This window comes from Streptomyces cellostaticus, from assembly GCF_023630175.1.
Lineage (GTDB): Bacteria > Actinomycetota > Actinomycetes > Streptomycetales > Streptomycetaceae > Streptomyces > Streptomyces cellostaticus_A.
In genome coordinates, this window is sequence record NZ_JALLIN010000016.1 from 84,875 (window position 1) to 98,385 (window position 13,511).

General features: G+C 75.0%; 12 protein-coding genes. 7 read left to right on the forward strand and 5 right to left on the reverse strand.

Going from position 1 to position 13,511, the window contains the following annotated elements; translation table 11 throughout:
- Positions 1-234 precede the first annotated feature (234 nt).
- Positions 235-966 (reverse strand): VIT1/CCC1 transporter family protein, encoded by a 732-nt coding sequence (locus MXD57_RS12795; protein WP_250401491.1) that lies wholly within the window; start codon positions 964-966, stop codon positions 235-237.
- Between the two features lie 308 nt (positions 967-1,274).
- Between MXD57_RS12795 and MXD57_RS12800 the strand changes: the two genes are divergently transcribed.
- From MXD57_RS12800 to MXD57_RS12830, 7 genes are read left to right on the forward strand one after another with little or no spacing between them, the layout of a single operon-like run.
- The gene (locus tag MXD57_RS12800; RefSeq protein WP_250401492.1) at positions 1,275-2,567 is read left to right on the forward strand and encodes an ADP-ribosylglycohydrolase family protein; all 1,293 of its coding nucleotides are present in this window, start codon (positions 1,275-1,277) and stop codon (positions 2,565-2,567) included.
- Entirely contained in the window at positions 2,564-3,682 is a 1,119-nt protein-coding gene (locus MXD57_RS12805; RefSeq protein WP_250401493.1) for an ADP-ribosylglycohydrolase family protein, read from the forward strand. The genes MXD57_RS12800 and MXD57_RS12805 overlap by 4 nt, the downstream gene beginning before the upstream one ends.
- A gap of 7 nt (positions 3,683-3,689) precedes the next feature.
- Positions 3,690-4,883, forward strand: a complete 1,194-nt coding sequence (locus tag MXD57_RS12810) for an ADP-ribosylglycohydrolase family protein (RefSeq protein ID WP_250401494.1) — start codon at positions 3,690-3,692, stop codon at positions 4,881-4,883.
- Positions 4,871-6,238: an ADP-ribosylglycohydrolase family protein gene (locus MXD57_RS12815; RefSeq protein WP_250401495.1), complete on the forward strand. Its 1,368-nt coding sequence runs from the start codon at positions 4,871-4,873 to the stop codon at positions 6,236-6,238. Before MXD57_RS12810 ends, MXD57_RS12815 begins: the two co-directional genes overlap by 13 nt.
- Positions 6,235-7,128 (forward strand): ribokinase, encoded by an 894-nt coding sequence (rbsK, locus tag MXD57_RS12820; RefSeq protein ID WP_250401496.1) that lies wholly within the window; start codon positions 6,235-6,237, stop codon positions 7,126-7,128. Before MXD57_RS12815 ends, rbsK begins: the two co-directional genes overlap by 4 nt.
- Positions 7,125-8,345: a CaiB/BaiF CoA transferase family protein gene (locus tag MXD57_RS12825; protein WP_250401497.1), complete on the forward strand. Its 1,221-nt coding sequence runs from the start codon at positions 7,125-7,127 to the stop codon at positions 8,343-8,345. Before rbsK ends, MXD57_RS12825 begins: the two co-directional genes overlap by 4 nt.
- Positions 8,342-9,154 carry an HpcH/HpaI aldolase/citrate lyase family protein gene (locus tag MXD57_RS12830; RefSeq protein ID WP_250401498.1) on the forward strand — a complete coding sequence of 271 codons (813 nt, stop codon included), beginning with the start codon at positions 8,342-8,344 and terminating at the stop codon, positions 9,152-9,154. Before MXD57_RS12825 ends, MXD57_RS12830 begins: the two co-directional genes overlap by 4 nt.
- 123 nt (positions 9,155-9,277) lie before the next feature.
- Here the strand turns inward: MXD57_RS12830 and lgt are convergent, their stop codons facing one another.
- The 4 genes from lgt to trpB all read right to left on the reverse strand — a co-directional run bounded on the left by lgt (position 9,278) and on the right by trpB (position 13,390).
- Entirely contained in the window at positions 9,278-10,321 is a 1,044-nt protein-coding gene (lgt, locus tag MXD57_RS12835) for a prolipoprotein diacylglyceryl transferase (protein WP_250401499.1), read from the reverse strand.
- Positions 10,322-10,403: 82 nt separating this feature from the next.
- On the reverse strand, positions 10,404-11,183 hold the full coding sequence (locus MXD57_RS12840; RefSeq protein WP_250401500.1) for a DsbA family protein: 780 nt from the start codon (positions 11,181-11,183) through the stop codon (positions 10,404-10,406).
- Positions 11,184-11,291: 108 nt separating this feature from the next.
- The gene (trpA, locus tag MXD57_RS12845) at positions 11,292-12,110 is read right to left on the reverse strand and encodes a tryptophan synthase subunit alpha (protein WP_250401501.1); all 819 of its coding nucleotides are present in this window, start codon (positions 12,108-12,110) and stop codon (positions 11,292-11,294) included.
- Entirely contained in the window at positions 12,107-13,390 is a 1,284-nt protein-coding gene (gene trpB, locus MXD57_RS12850; RefSeq protein WP_250401502.1) for a tryptophan synthase subunit beta, read from the reverse strand. Before trpB ends, trpA begins: the two co-directional genes overlap by 4 nt.
- Positions 13,391-13,511 lie beyond the last annotated feature (121 nt).

A 13,511-nucleotide genomic window follows, 5' to 3' on the forward strand; every position in this document is an offset into this window, starting at 1 on the left:
TCACGGCGGGTACCGCGCGCGGGCGGCGGAAGTATGTGGGGACCGAACGGGACGAGATCGATCAGATCGACGTCCAACGGCCCTGGGGGGACGGAGCGAGCGTCTTCACTCGTCCCGCGAGTGCGCCGCAGGCCTCATTGCCCCCGGCGCTTACGGCTCATGCCCGGTGATTAAGCGTTCGAAACCAGCGAGTAACGGCTACTTATACGGCACCTCGCATAAGTTCCAGCCGGGTCATCCTACGGCGGTTCCGAACAGGCTGCCCAGGGCGTATGTCACACCGGCGGCCGCGCCGCCCAGCGCGAGCTGCCGCAGGCCGCTGTACCACCAGCCGCGCGCGGTCACCCGGGCCACGACCGCGCCGCAGGCGAACAGTCCGGCGAGCGCGAGGAGCACGGCGGGCCAGAGCGCGGTCGCGCCGAGCAGGTACGGCAGGACCGGGAGCAGCGCGCCCAGCGCGAACGACCCGAACGACGACACCGCCGCGACCAGCGGCGACGGCAGGTCGCCGGGGTCGATGCCCAGCTCCTCGCGGGCGTGGATCTCCAGGGCCTGCTCGGGGTCCTCGGAGAGCTGCCGGGCGACCTCCCTGGCGAGCGCGGGCTCGACCCCGCGGGCCACGTAGAGTGCCGCCAGCTCGTCCTCCTCGTCCTGCGGGTGCTTGCGCAGCTCACGCCGCTCGACGTCGAGTTCGGCCTCGACCAACTCGCGCTGGGAGGCGACGGAGGTGTACTCGCCGGCCGCCATGGAGAAGGCGCCGGCGGCGAGGCCCGCGAGGCCGGTGATGACGATCGTCTGGTGGCCGACGGAGCCGCCCGCGACACCGGTCAGCAGGGCCAGGTTGGAGACCAGGCCGTCCATCGCGCCGAAGACGGCGGGGCGCAGCCAGCCGCCGTTGACGTCGCGGTGGGTGTGGTTGTCGCGGTGCGCCTCGTGCAGCGCCGCCTCGGTCTCGATGATGGCCATCGCGGGGTCCCCCAGGAAGCTTAGCCAAAGCTAACTTTGGATGAGTTCTACTTTTCGACAACACCGAACGTACGCCGGTGACGCCTCGGGCGCCAGCAAGGAAAGGCTGCGCTTACCTGCGGCTTCTCCACAGAACGCCCGTCAGCGATCATGGGCGCTCACGCACCGAGCGGGTGACAGGCGGACGTCCCAGGCTCGTGCGCGGCATCACCGTGGGAGACATCCGCAGAGGCGTCCGCGAACGCCGTCCCGCCAGGGGGCCGTGTCCCCGCGGACGGCCCGTGGCCCTGCGGAAGGAGAGGCCGCCCATGGCGTCGATCGCCTGCACTCCCCCGTCCCCGGCGCCCGGGGAGACCCCGGGACCGCGCGAACGGGCCCGCGGCGCAATGCTCGGCCTGGCCGTCGGCGACGCGCTGGGGGCGCCGGCGGAGAACCTGAGGCCCTCCGAGATCCGCGCCCGCTGGGGCCGGATCACCGGGTACGTCAGCGAGCGGCCGTGCGGCACGGACGACACGGAGTACGCCATCTTCTCGGGCCTGCTACTGGCCCGGCACGGCTCGGCGCTCACCCCGGCCCATGTGGAGAGCGCCTGGCACGAGTGGATCGCCGACCGGGCCGAGGGGCCGTTCCGGGGCGCGGGCTTCAGTGAGCGCGGCACGCTGGAGAACCTCCGCCGCGGTCTGGCCGCGCCGATCTCCGCCCAGCACCGGCACGCCTGGAGCGACGGTCTCGCCATGCGCGCGGCGCCCTTCGGCGTCTTCGCCGCCGGGCGCCCCGGTGAGGCGGCCCGGCTGGTGGCGATCGACGGCTCGGTCAGCCACGACGGCGAGGGCATCCACGGCGGCCGGGCGGTCGCGGCGGGGGTGGCGGCCGCGATGGCGGGGGCCACCCCCGCGGTCGTGATCGCCTCCGCGCTCGCCGTCGTCCCCGAGGACTCCTGGACCGCCCGCTCCCTGCGGCGTGCGGTGACCGTGGCCCACCGCGGCGAACGGGCGGTGCGCTCGGCGGTGGTCATCGGCGGCTACCCCTGGACCGACCTGGCACCCGAGGCGGTCGCCCTCGCCTTCGGCGCGTACGCGGCGGCCGACGGGGACTTCCGCGCGGCCGTCCTCACCGCGGTGAACATGGGCCGTGACGCGGACACCACGGCGGCGGTGGCGGGCGCCCTCGCCGGCGCCACCCAGGGCATCTCGGCGATCCCGGCCGACTGGGCCGCCGCCATCGGCCCGGCCCGCGGCCGCTGCCTGCCCTCCATGGCCGGCCACCACGTCCTGGACGTGGCGGAGCTGCTGGTTCCGGAGGAGGGCGGCAAGTGGGGAGCGGGGGTGATCCTGCCGGGCTCCCTGCCGAAGGGGGTCCGGGAGGTGGCACGCGCGACCGCGCCCCAGGGCGCCGGTGACGAGGCGGCCGCGGGGCCGGGCGACGGCCTGCCGTCGGACGAGGCGGCGGAGCACCTGCCCGCCGCGCTGCCCCCCGCCTGCCGGGCCGGTGAACCGCCCGCGGCGCTCCCGGCCGGGCCGGGCGGCCGGGCGGCCCGGGAGCCAGGCCCGCTGGTGGGGGCCGGGAACACCGGGCAGCAGGACGGCGAGGGCCGGGCGTGACCGGGCGCCGCGTCGAAGGGCTGCTGCTGGGACTCGCCGCCGGGGACGCCGCCGGCTGGCCCGCCGCGCGCCACCGGGCGGCCCGCATGCCCGAGTGGACCCGCCGCCTCACCCGTGAACTGGACACCTTCGCCGAGCGGAACGACACCACCACGCTGCCGGTGCCGATCGCCCTCAACCAGCCGCCCGAACCCCTCCGCCTCGGCCCCTCCGACGACGCCGAGTGGGCGGCGTTCGCCGCGGAGGCCGTCCTGCGGGCCGGTGACGACGACGTGCTCGGCGACCTCGGCCGCGAGCGCCGGATGCGCGCGGCCATCGACCTCACCTGGACCGCCGTCGCCGCCGAGGTGGCCGCGGCGGCGGAACGCGCTCCCGAGATCGAGTCCGCCGTGCTCCCGTTGCGGGCCCGGATCTCCGTGCGGGCCGGCCTCGGCAACCTGGCCACCGGACTGCGGCCGCCCGCCACCGGGCACGACAACCCGCACTACTTCGACGACGCGGCCTGCGTGCGCGCCTGCGTGCTCGCCGTGGCCCACCCCGGCGACCCCGCCCGCGCGGCCGACCTGGCGGAGTTCGACGCCCGTTACACCCAGGACGGCGACGGCGTGCACGGCGCACGCGCGATGGCGGCGGCCCTGGCGCTCGCCCTCGCCGGAGCGGACCCGGACGCCTGTGTCGCGGCCGCGCTCGCCGAACTCCCCGAGGGGACGGAGATCGGCCGCAACGCCCGGCACGCCCTCGCGCTGGCCCGGGACTGCGAGGGCGCCTTCGCCCTCGTCCCGCTCCTGGAGCACCAGATCGTCGACCACGTCTACAGCTACGGCATCGCCGCCGCCGAGACCGTCCCCGTCGCGCTCGCCCTCGCGACCGCCGCCCGCGGCCGCATCGCCGAGGCCGTGCCCACCGCCGCCTGCCTGTCCCGGGTCGCCGACTCCGCCCCGGCCCTCGCGGGCGCGCTCACCGGGGCCCTGGAGGGCGGCGCGGCCCTCCCGGCCACCTGGCGGGAGGCCTGCCGCACCCTGTCCGGCTGCGCCCTGCCCCGTCTGACCGGCACGGACCTGGTGGAACTCGCCGGGCTCCTGGAAGCCGCGCACCGAGCCCGGCCAGGAGGATGATTCGGGCATGACGCCCAAAGGAGAAGAAAGCCGTGGTCCGGATGCGGCGCGGCCGGCCGGTCTCGACGAACGGATCACCGGCGCCCTGGTGGGGGCGGCCGTCGGCGACGCGCTCGGCGGACCCGTCGAGGGCTACTCCCCCGACCAGATCACCGACCGCCACGGCGGCCGCGTCCACGGCGTCGTCGGCCCCTGGCACGGCGAGGACTGGCGCACCGCCCGCCCCATCGCCCCCTACCACAAGGGCGACGGCCACGTCACCGACGACACCCTGATGACCCACGCGCTGGTCCGGGTCTACACGGAGGTCCGCGACCACCTCGACGCGTACGCGGTCGCCGACCACCTGGTCCCGGACCTGATGGCGAACCCGCGCTGGATCCCGGAACTGCAGACCGAGACGCTGCCGCTGCACCGCCTCTTCCTCGCGGAGAAGTGGCTGGTGGCGCGGCTGGCGTACGGCCATGTGGATCCGCGGGAGGCGGGCGTCGGCAACATCGTCAACTGCGGGGCGGCGATGTACATGGCCCCGGTCGGCCTGGTCAACGCGGCCGACCCGGCCGCCGCGTACGCCGAGGCGCTGGACGTCGCGGGCGCGCACCAGTCCTCCTACGGCCGCGAGGCCGCCGGGGTCTTCGCCGCCGCGGTCGCCGCCGCCACCACGCCGGACGCCACCGCGGACTCCGTGGTGACCGCCTGTCTGGGGCTGGCGAAGGACGGCACGCGCGCGGCGATCGAAACGGTCTGCGAAGTGGCGCGCGGTCACCGGGACTTCGAGTCGGCACTGGAGCCGCTGCGGGCGGCGGTGGCCCCGTACGACACGGTCGGCCCCGACTACCGCTCCCCCTCCCTCGGCGCCCGGCGCCCCTCCCGGCTGCACTCGATCGAGGAACTCCCGGTGGCCCTGGGCATGCTGCTGGTCGCCGGCGGGGACTACCGCCACGCGGTGCTGGGCTCGGTGAACTACGGCCGGGACTGCGACTCGATCGCCACGATGGCCGGCGCGCTCGCGGGCGCCCTGGGCTCGCCGGTCCCCGTGGACTGGGCGAAGACGGTGGCGGAGGCGAGCCGCCTGGACCTGTGGGAGCCGGCCCGCGCGCTCACCGAGGTCACCCGCGAGGTCTTCCGGCGGGACGTGGACCGCAGGCGGGCGCACGAGCGGGCGTTCGCGGCGCTGGGAGGCACATCGTGCTGCGAGTGACCTGGGTGCAGCCCGAGGACCTGCTGGGCCACGAACTCGTCCAGGCCCGCCTGGACGGCCGGGAGCCGGCGCGGATCGAGGCGCGGTGGCGGGCGGCCGGCGGTCCGCCGGCCCCGGAGCGGGCGGGGGCCTCACCGCAGCGGGCCTCGCGCTATCTGCGCCTTCTCGCGGAGGACCTGCTGGACGAGCTGGCCGACCTGCCGAGCCGGCTGGCGGAGGACGAGCCCACGGATCTGACCGCCATCAGGGCCGCCTGCCCCGACTGGCCCGCCGCGCGCCCCCGGGGGGAGACCACGCCGCTCGCCCTGGAAGCGGCCTGGCTGGGCAGGGCAGCCGGCTGCCTCCTGGGCAAGCCGGTCGAGAAACTCCCCCTCGACGGCATCCGGGCCCTCGCGAGGGCCACCGGCAACTGGCCCCTGACCACCTGGTTCACCGCCCGCGGCGTCCCCGGGGACCTCCTCGCCCAGTACCCCTGGAACCGTCGCTCGGCCCCGACGTCCCTCGCCGAGAACATCGACGGGATGCCCGCGGACGACGACCTCGACTACCCGCTGCTGGGCCTCCTGCTGCTCCGCCGCCACGGCAGGGGCTTCAGCACCGCCGACGTCGCGGCGCTCTGGCTGGACGAACTCGCGCCCGGCCGCGCCTTCACCGCCGAGCGGGTCGCCCTGCGCAACCTGCTCTGCGGTGTCGAGCCCCCGCACACCGCCCGCCACCGCAACCCCTTCCGCGAGTGGATCGGCGCCCTGATCCGCGCCGACGTCCACGGCTGGACCAACCCCGGCGACCCCGCAGCCGCCGCGGAACAGGCCCACCGCGACGCGCTCCTCACCCACACCGCCAACGGCGTGTACGCGGCGATGTTCACGGCCGCCGCGCTCGCCGCCGCCGCCGCCGCCGGCGGCGACACGGACGTGCACGCCTGTCTGCGTGCCGGCCGCGCGGTGGTCCCGGACCGCTCGCGGCTGGCGGGGGCCGTCGACCACGCGCTGCGGCTGGCCGCGCGGCACGAGGACTTCGACGACGTCGTGGACGAGCTGCACGCCGCCTACGCCGCCACCCACCACTGGGTCCACGCCGTCCCCAACACCGCCCTGATCGTCGCCGCCCTCAGTCACGCGGGCGGCGACTTCGGCGGATCCGTGTGCCGTGCGGTGTCCGGCGGCTGGGACACGGATTCCAACGGGGCGGCCGCCGGCAGCGTCGCCGGTCTCCTCGCCGGCACCCCGCGCGCGCTCCCCGAGCGCTGGCGGACCCCGCTGAAGAACCGGCTCGCCACCACCGTCGCGGACTTCGACGGCACCGGCTTCGACACCCTCGCCCGACTCACGTACCTGGAGGCGACCCGCCCATGACCCACATCGCCGTCCTCGGCAGCACGAACATGGACCTCGTCACCTATGTCGCCAAGGCCCCGCAGCGCGGCGAGACCGTGACGGGCCGGGAGTTCCGCACCGTCCCCGGTGGCAAGGGCGCCAACCAGGCCATCGCCGCGGCCCGGGCCGGAGCCACGGTCTCGATGATCGGCGCGGTCGGCAACGACGCCTTCGGCGTCCGCCTGCGCGACACCCTCGAACACTCGGGCGCCGACACCGACTTCCTGCGCACGGTGGAGGGCCCGTCCGGCACCGCGCACATCGTGGTGGACGACGAGGGCGGCAACTCCATCGTCGTCATCCCCGGCGCGAACGGCACCGTCGACCACCTCGCCGCCGGCGACGAGGGCGTCATCGCCTCCGCCGACGCCCTGCTGCTGCAACTGGAGATCCCGCTGGCCGCGGTGGTCGCCGGGGCGGAGGCCGCACGACGGCACGGGGTCCGCACCGTCCTCACCCCCTCCCCCGCGCAGCCGCTGCCCCCCGACCTGCTGGAGGCCACCGACCTGCTGGTCGCCAACGAGTACGAGGCCGTCACCCTCACCGGCCGCACCGACCCCCGCGCGGCCGCCGCCGCCCTGATGGAGCTGATCCCCGAGGTCGTCGTCACGCTGGGCGCGACCGGCTGCCTGTACCTGGCCCGGGGCACCGAGCCACTGGTCGTTCCGGCACCCCAGGTCAGGGCCGTGGACTCCACCGGCGCGGGAGACACCTTCGTCGGAACGCTCGCGGTGGCCCTCGCCGAGGAGAAACCGGTGCGCGAGGCGCTGACCTGGGCGGCGGCCGCCGCGGCCCTGTCGGTGCAGCGGGAGGGCGCGTCGGCGTCCATGCCCTACCGCCCGGAGATCGAGGCGCAGTACCACGCATGAGCACGCATCCCGAGAACAGGCGCCCCGAGGGCCCCCGGTCCCTCGGCGGGCTGCGGGTCCTGGACCTGGCCACCCTCTTCGCCGGCCCCATGGCGGCCACCCTGCTCGGCGACTTCGGCGCCGAGGTGATCAAGGTGGAACATCCGGGGCGGCCCGACCCGTCCAGAGGCCACGGCCCGGCGAAGGACGGTGTCGGCCTGTGGTGGAAGGTGCTCGGGCGCAACAAGCGCACGATCACCCTCGACCTGTCCCGGCCCGGCGGCCGCGCGACCCTGCTGCGGCTGGCGGCCACCGCCGACGTGGTGATCGAGAACTTCCGCCCCGGCACCCTGGAGAGGTGGGACCTGGGCTGGCCGGAGCTGTCCGCCGTCAATCCACGGCTGGTCCTCACCCGGGTCACGGCCTTCGGCCAGTTCGGCCCCTACGCGCACCGCCCCGGTTTCGGCACCCTCGCCGAGGCGATGAGCGGCTTCGCCGCGCTCACCGGCGAACCGGACGCGCCACCGACGCTCCCGCCCTTCGGCCTCGCCGACTCGGTCGCGGCGCTGGCGACGGCCTACGCCGTGCTGACGGCACTGGCCGCCCGGGACCGCACCGGCGAGGGCCAGGTCGTGGACATGGCGATCATCGAGCCGATCCTCGCGGTCCTGGGCCCCCAGCCCACCTGGTACGACCAGCTCGGCTACGTCCAGGAGCGCACCGGGAACCGGTCCGCGAACAACGCACCGCGCAACACCTACCGCACCGCCGACGGCGCCTGGGTCGCCGTCTCCACCTCCGCCCAGTCGGTGGCGGAGCGGGTCATGCGGCTGGTGGGCCGCCCCGAGCTGATCGAGGAGCCGTGGTTCACCACCGGCGCGCGGCGGGCCGCGCACGCCGAGGTGCTGGACGAGGCGGTCGGGAGCTGGATCGCGGCCCGCGACCGCGCCGAGGTGCTCGCCGCCTTCGAGAAGGCGGAGGCGGCGGTGGCCCCCGTCCAGGACGTCCGGGACGTCCTGGCCGACCCGCAGTACCAGGCCCTGGACACCGTGACCACCGTCGACGACCCGGAGCTGGGCCCGCTGCGCATGCAGAACGTCCTCTTCCGGCTGTCCGGCACGCCCGGCGCGATCCGCTGGGCCGGGCGCCCGCACGGCGCCGACACCGACGCGGTCCTCACCGAGCTGGGTCTCGGCCCGGACGAGCTGCGCGCCCTGCGCGAGGAGGGCGCCCTGTGACGCCGTTCCCGCTGACCTGGCTGTACGCCCCCGGCGACCGCCCGCATGTCGTGACCAAGGCGCTGGCCCGGGGCGCCGACGTGGTGGTGATCGACCTGGAGGACGCGGTCGCCCCCGACCGCAAGGAGTACGCCCGGGCGGCCACGGCCGAACGGCTGGCCGAGCCGCAGCGGGTCCCGGTCCACGTCCGGGTCAACGCCCTGGACGGCCCGTGGGCGGCCGCCGACCTCACGGCCCTGGCCGCGCTGCCGGGCGTGACGGGGCTGCGGCTGCCGAAGGTGAGTTCCGCCGGGCAGGTCAGGCAGGCCGCCGTGGCCGCCGCCCGCCCCCTGCACGCCCTGCTGGAGTCGGCTCTGGCCATCGAGCACGCCTACGTGATCGCCGCCGCCCACCCGTCCCTGCGGGGCATCTCCCTCGGCGAGGCCGATCTCCGGGCCGACCTGGGCGTACGGGCCGACGCGGGCCTGGACTGGCCGCGCTCGCGGGTGGTGGTGGCCGCCCGGGCCGCCGGGCTCCCCCCGCCGCCCCAGTCCGTGCATCCCGACATCCGCGACCTGGACGGCCTCGCGGCCTCCTGCGCCCGGGGCCGGGCCCTGGGCTTCCTGGGCCGCGCGGCGATCCATCCGCGGCAGCTCCCGGTGATCGAGCGGGCCTACCTCCCGACCCCGGCGGAACTGGAGCACGCGGAGACGGTCGTCAAGGCGGCGGCGACGGACCAGGGTGCCCAGGCCCTGCCCGACGGCCGCTTCGTCGACGCCGCGGTGGTGGCCGCGGCGCGACGGACGCTCTCGCTGGCACGCCGGGAGTGAGGCGCGCCCGGCGGACCGGCCGGCCGCCGGGCGCGAGCGGGGCCTTTCGTCCGGATCGGGCCGTACATGGCGGCGAGGGGCGCCCCGGATCCCCGGGGCGCCCCTCGTCGGGATGTACGGCGGTCAGCTCTTCTTCGCGGACTCCGCCTCGTCCTGCACCGCCGCGGCGTCGGACTCGGCGCGGGCTTCGCGCTCGTCCCCGGGCTTGTCCCCGGCCCGGTCCGCGGCCTCGTCCCCGGCCTTCTTCCCGGACGCGTCGTCCGTGGCGTCCGCGGTGTCGCCCTCGGTCCGCCGCCCGGTCCCGTCCCCGGCGCCGGCCTCGGCCTCGGGGCCGGCGGTCCCGCCGTCGGAGACACCCGGCTCGACCACCGCTTCGCGTCCGGGACGCGTCCTGGCGGACACCACGATGTACGCGACCGCGAGCAGGAACACGATCAGCGCGGTCCAGTCGTTGAGGCGCAGGCCCAGGATGTGGTGGGCGTCGTCGACCCGCATGTACTCGATCCAGGCGCGGCCCACGCAGTACGCGGCGACGTACAGGGCGAAGGCCCGGCCGTGGCCCATCCGGAAGCGGCGGTCGGCCCAGATGACCAGGAGGGCGACGCCGACGCACCACAGGGACTCGTAGAGGAAGGTCGGGTGGTAGTAGCCCGGCACCCGGCCGCCCTCGGAGGAGGTGATGTGCAGCGCCCAGGGGACGTGCGTCTCGTGTCCGTACAGTTCCTGGTTGAACCAGTTGCCCCAGCGGCCCATGGCCTGCGCGAGGGCGATGCCGGGGGCGACGGCGTCGGCGTAGGCGGGCATCGGGATGCCCCGGCGCCGTGCGCCGATCCAGGCACCGAGCGCGCCCAGCGCGATCGCGCCCCAGATGCCCAGGCCGCCCTCCCACACCTTGAAGGCGTCCACCCAGTGACGGCCCTCGCTGAAGTACAGCTCGTAGTCCGTGATCACGTGGTACAGGCGGCCGCCGACCAGGCCGAAGGGCACCGCCCAGACGGCGATGTCGGCGACCGTGCCGGACCGCCCGCCCCGGGCGATCCAGCGCCTGTTGCCGAGCCAGACGGCGATGAAGACGCCGATGATGATGCAGAAGGCGTATCCGCGCAGCGGGATGGGGCCGAGATACAGCACCCCGTGCGACGGGCTGGGGATGTAGGCAAGTTCCATGGCAGGGTCGACGCTACCGTGCCGGGCCGGGCGGACGGCAAGCGGACGGGCTACGGGTCCGTAACGGGCGCGTGAGAATCCCTTACCCCTGGTTCTCCTGCTCCACCATCTGCTTCAGCTTCTCCGGGGTCATCGTCCGGTCCGCGTAGATGTTCTTGCCGCCCAGCAGGACGGTGGGCGTGCTGCCGTAGTGGCCGGCCTCGAACGCCTTGTGGGACTTGTCCACCCAGCCGTCATGGGTGCCGTTGTCCACGCACTTGCGGAACGCCGGGGTGTCGAGGCCGTTCACCTTTCCGGCGAGCTGGATCAGCTTGGCGTTGTTCCCGAACGCGTCGTCGGTCTCCTGGGGCTGGTTCGCGTACAGCACGTCGTGGTAGTCGCGGAACTTCCCGGCGTCCTGGGCGCAGGCGGCGGCGTTCGCCGCGCGCAGGGAGCCGCTGCCGCCGAGGTTGCCGTCGATCAGCCGGACCAGGTGGTACTCGACCCTGAGCTTGCCCGCGTCGGTCAGCTCGTGCAGCGCCGCCCGGTACCGCGCCTCGAAGGCCATGCAGGCGGGACAGCGGAAGTCCTCCCAGACCGTGAGCGTCGACTTGGCGCCTGCCTTGCCGACCGGGATCGCCAGGCTGTCCTGGCCCTGCGCACCCGAGGGCACCACGACCGGGCCCGAGCCGGTGCTGCTCTTCTTGCCCTGGCCCGAGTTGGCGGCGATCACCCCGATCACCGCGGCGAGTCCCAGGACGCAGACGACGCTCGCGCCCACGATCAGCGTGCGGCGCCGCCGGTCCGCGGTCCTCTGCCTCGCACGCTCCGCCGCAATCCGCTCTCGGGCGGTGCGCTTTCCGTCACGGTTCTTCTCACTCACACCACCAGAACGAACCGGGGAGGCGCAGCGCGCCTCCCCGGCACGAGGTCCACTCGTTCGAGTGAGCCGGATGCCCCGTCGTCACCGGCTGACGCCGCTCATGGGCGCCTATGCCTGCCGGCGCACGCCCTTGGCCAGCTCTCCGGCGAGCGCGCGCACCGCCTCGAGACCGGCGGCGTGGTCGGGGGCGTCCAGCATCCGCTTGACGAACGCCGAGCCCACGATGACTCCGTCGGCGAACCCCGCGACCTCGGCGGCCTGGGCCGCGTCGGAGACGCCGAGCCCGACGCACACCGGCAGTCCGGTGCCGGTGGCCCGGGTGCGCTCCACCAGGTCCTGCGCCTGCGCGCCGACGGACTCGCGGGTGCCGGTGACGCCCATCAGCGAGGCCGCGTAGACGAAACCGCTGCCCGCCTCGGTGATCCGCACCAGCCGTTCGTCCCTGCTGCTGGGAGCGACGACGAACACGGTGCCGAGGCCGTGCTTCTCGGCGTGCTCCCGCCACAGGGCCGACTCCTGGACCGGCAGGTCGGGCAGGATGCAGCCCGCGCCGCCCGCCTCGGCCAGCTCGGCGGCGAAACGCTCGACGCCGTAGCGGTCGACGGGGTTCCAGTACGTCATCACGAGCACGGGCTTGCCGGTGGCCTCGTGGGCCTCCCTGACCGTGCGCATGACGTCGGCGACCCTGACCCCGCCGCGCAGGGCGATGTCGTCGGCGGTCTGGATGACCGGGCCGTCGAGGACGGGGTCGCTGTGCGGCAGGCCCACCTCCACGACGTCCGCGCCGCCGTCGAACACGGCCTTGATCGCCTCGATGCCGCCGTCCACGGTCGGGAACCCGGCCGGGAGGTAGGCGATGAGCGCGGACCGGCCCTCCGCCTTCGCGGCGGCGAGTGTGTCCGTCAGCAGCCCGATGTTGCCGCTCACTTGGCGTCCCCCTCGATCTCGGCGGTGTCGGCGTCGTTGGCGGCCACCTCGGCGTCGGGGTCGTAGAGGCCGAAGTAGCGCGCCGCGGTGTCCATGTCCTTGTCGCCGCGGCCGGACAGGTTGACCACGATCAGGCCGTCCGGCCCCAGCTCCCTGCCGACCTCCAGGGCGCCCGCGAGGGCGTGCGCGCTCTCGATGGCCGGGATGATGCCCTCGGTGCGCGACAGCAGGCGCAGGGCCTGCATGGCCGCGTCGTCGGTGACCGCGCGGTACTCGCCGCGCCCGGAGTCCTTGAGGTAGGAGTGCTCGGGGCCGATGCCCGGGTAGTCCAGACCGGCCGAGATGGAGTACGGCTCGGTGATCTGGCCCTCGTCGTCCTGCAGGACGTAGGACCGGGAGCCGTGCAGGATGCCGGGCTCACCGGCGGTGAGCGTGGCCGCGTGCTCGCCGGTCTCGATGCCGTGCCCGGCGGGCTCGCAGCCGATGAGCCGGACGCCCTCGTCGGGGATGAAGGCGTGGAACAGGCCGATGGCGTTGGAGCCGCCGCCCACGCAGGCGATCGCGGCGTCGGGCAGCCGTCCGGCGCGCTCCAGGAGCTGCCGCCGCGCCTCCACGCCGATGACCCGGTGGAAGTCCCGGACCATGGCCGGGAAGGGGTGCGGGCCGGCCACGGTGCCGAACAGGTAGTGGGTGCGGTCGACGTTGGCGACCCAGTCCCGGAACGCCTCGTTGATGGCGTCCTTCAGGGTGCGGCTGCCGGACTTCACGGCGACCACCTCGGCGCCGAGCATGCGCATGCGGGCGACGTTGAGGGCCTGGCGCCGGGTGTCGATCTCGCCCATGTAGATGGTGCATTCGAGGCCGAAGAGGGCGCAGGCGGTGGCGGTGGCGACACCGTGCTGGCCGGCGCCGGTCTCGGCGATGACGCGGGTCTTGCCCATGCGCTTGGTGAGCAGGGCCTGACCGAGCACGTTGTTGATCTTGTGGGAGCCGGTGTGGTTCAGGTCCTCCCGCTTGAGGAAGACGCGGGCGCCGCCGGCGTGTCCGGCGAACCCCGGCACCTCGGTCAGTGCGCTGGGGCGGCCGGTGTAGTTCGCCAGCAGGTCGTCGAGTTCACGGGCGAACTCGGGGTCGGCCTTGGCCTTGTCGTACTCGACGGCGACCTCGTCCACGGCGGCGACGAGCGCCTCCGGGATGAACTTGCCGCCGAACGCACCGAAGTAGCCCTCGGCGCTGGGCACCTGGCCGGTGGGATCGGGGACGAAGAACTCGCTGGGCATACGGATACCTCGCAGGGGCTGGGCCCCGGGTTGCAGGACTTGGGGTACGGGTACGCGTGCGCCGCCCTCGACGGCGTCTCCCGCCCGCTTCCCGGCGTCCGGGTCGGACGGCGGACGGGCG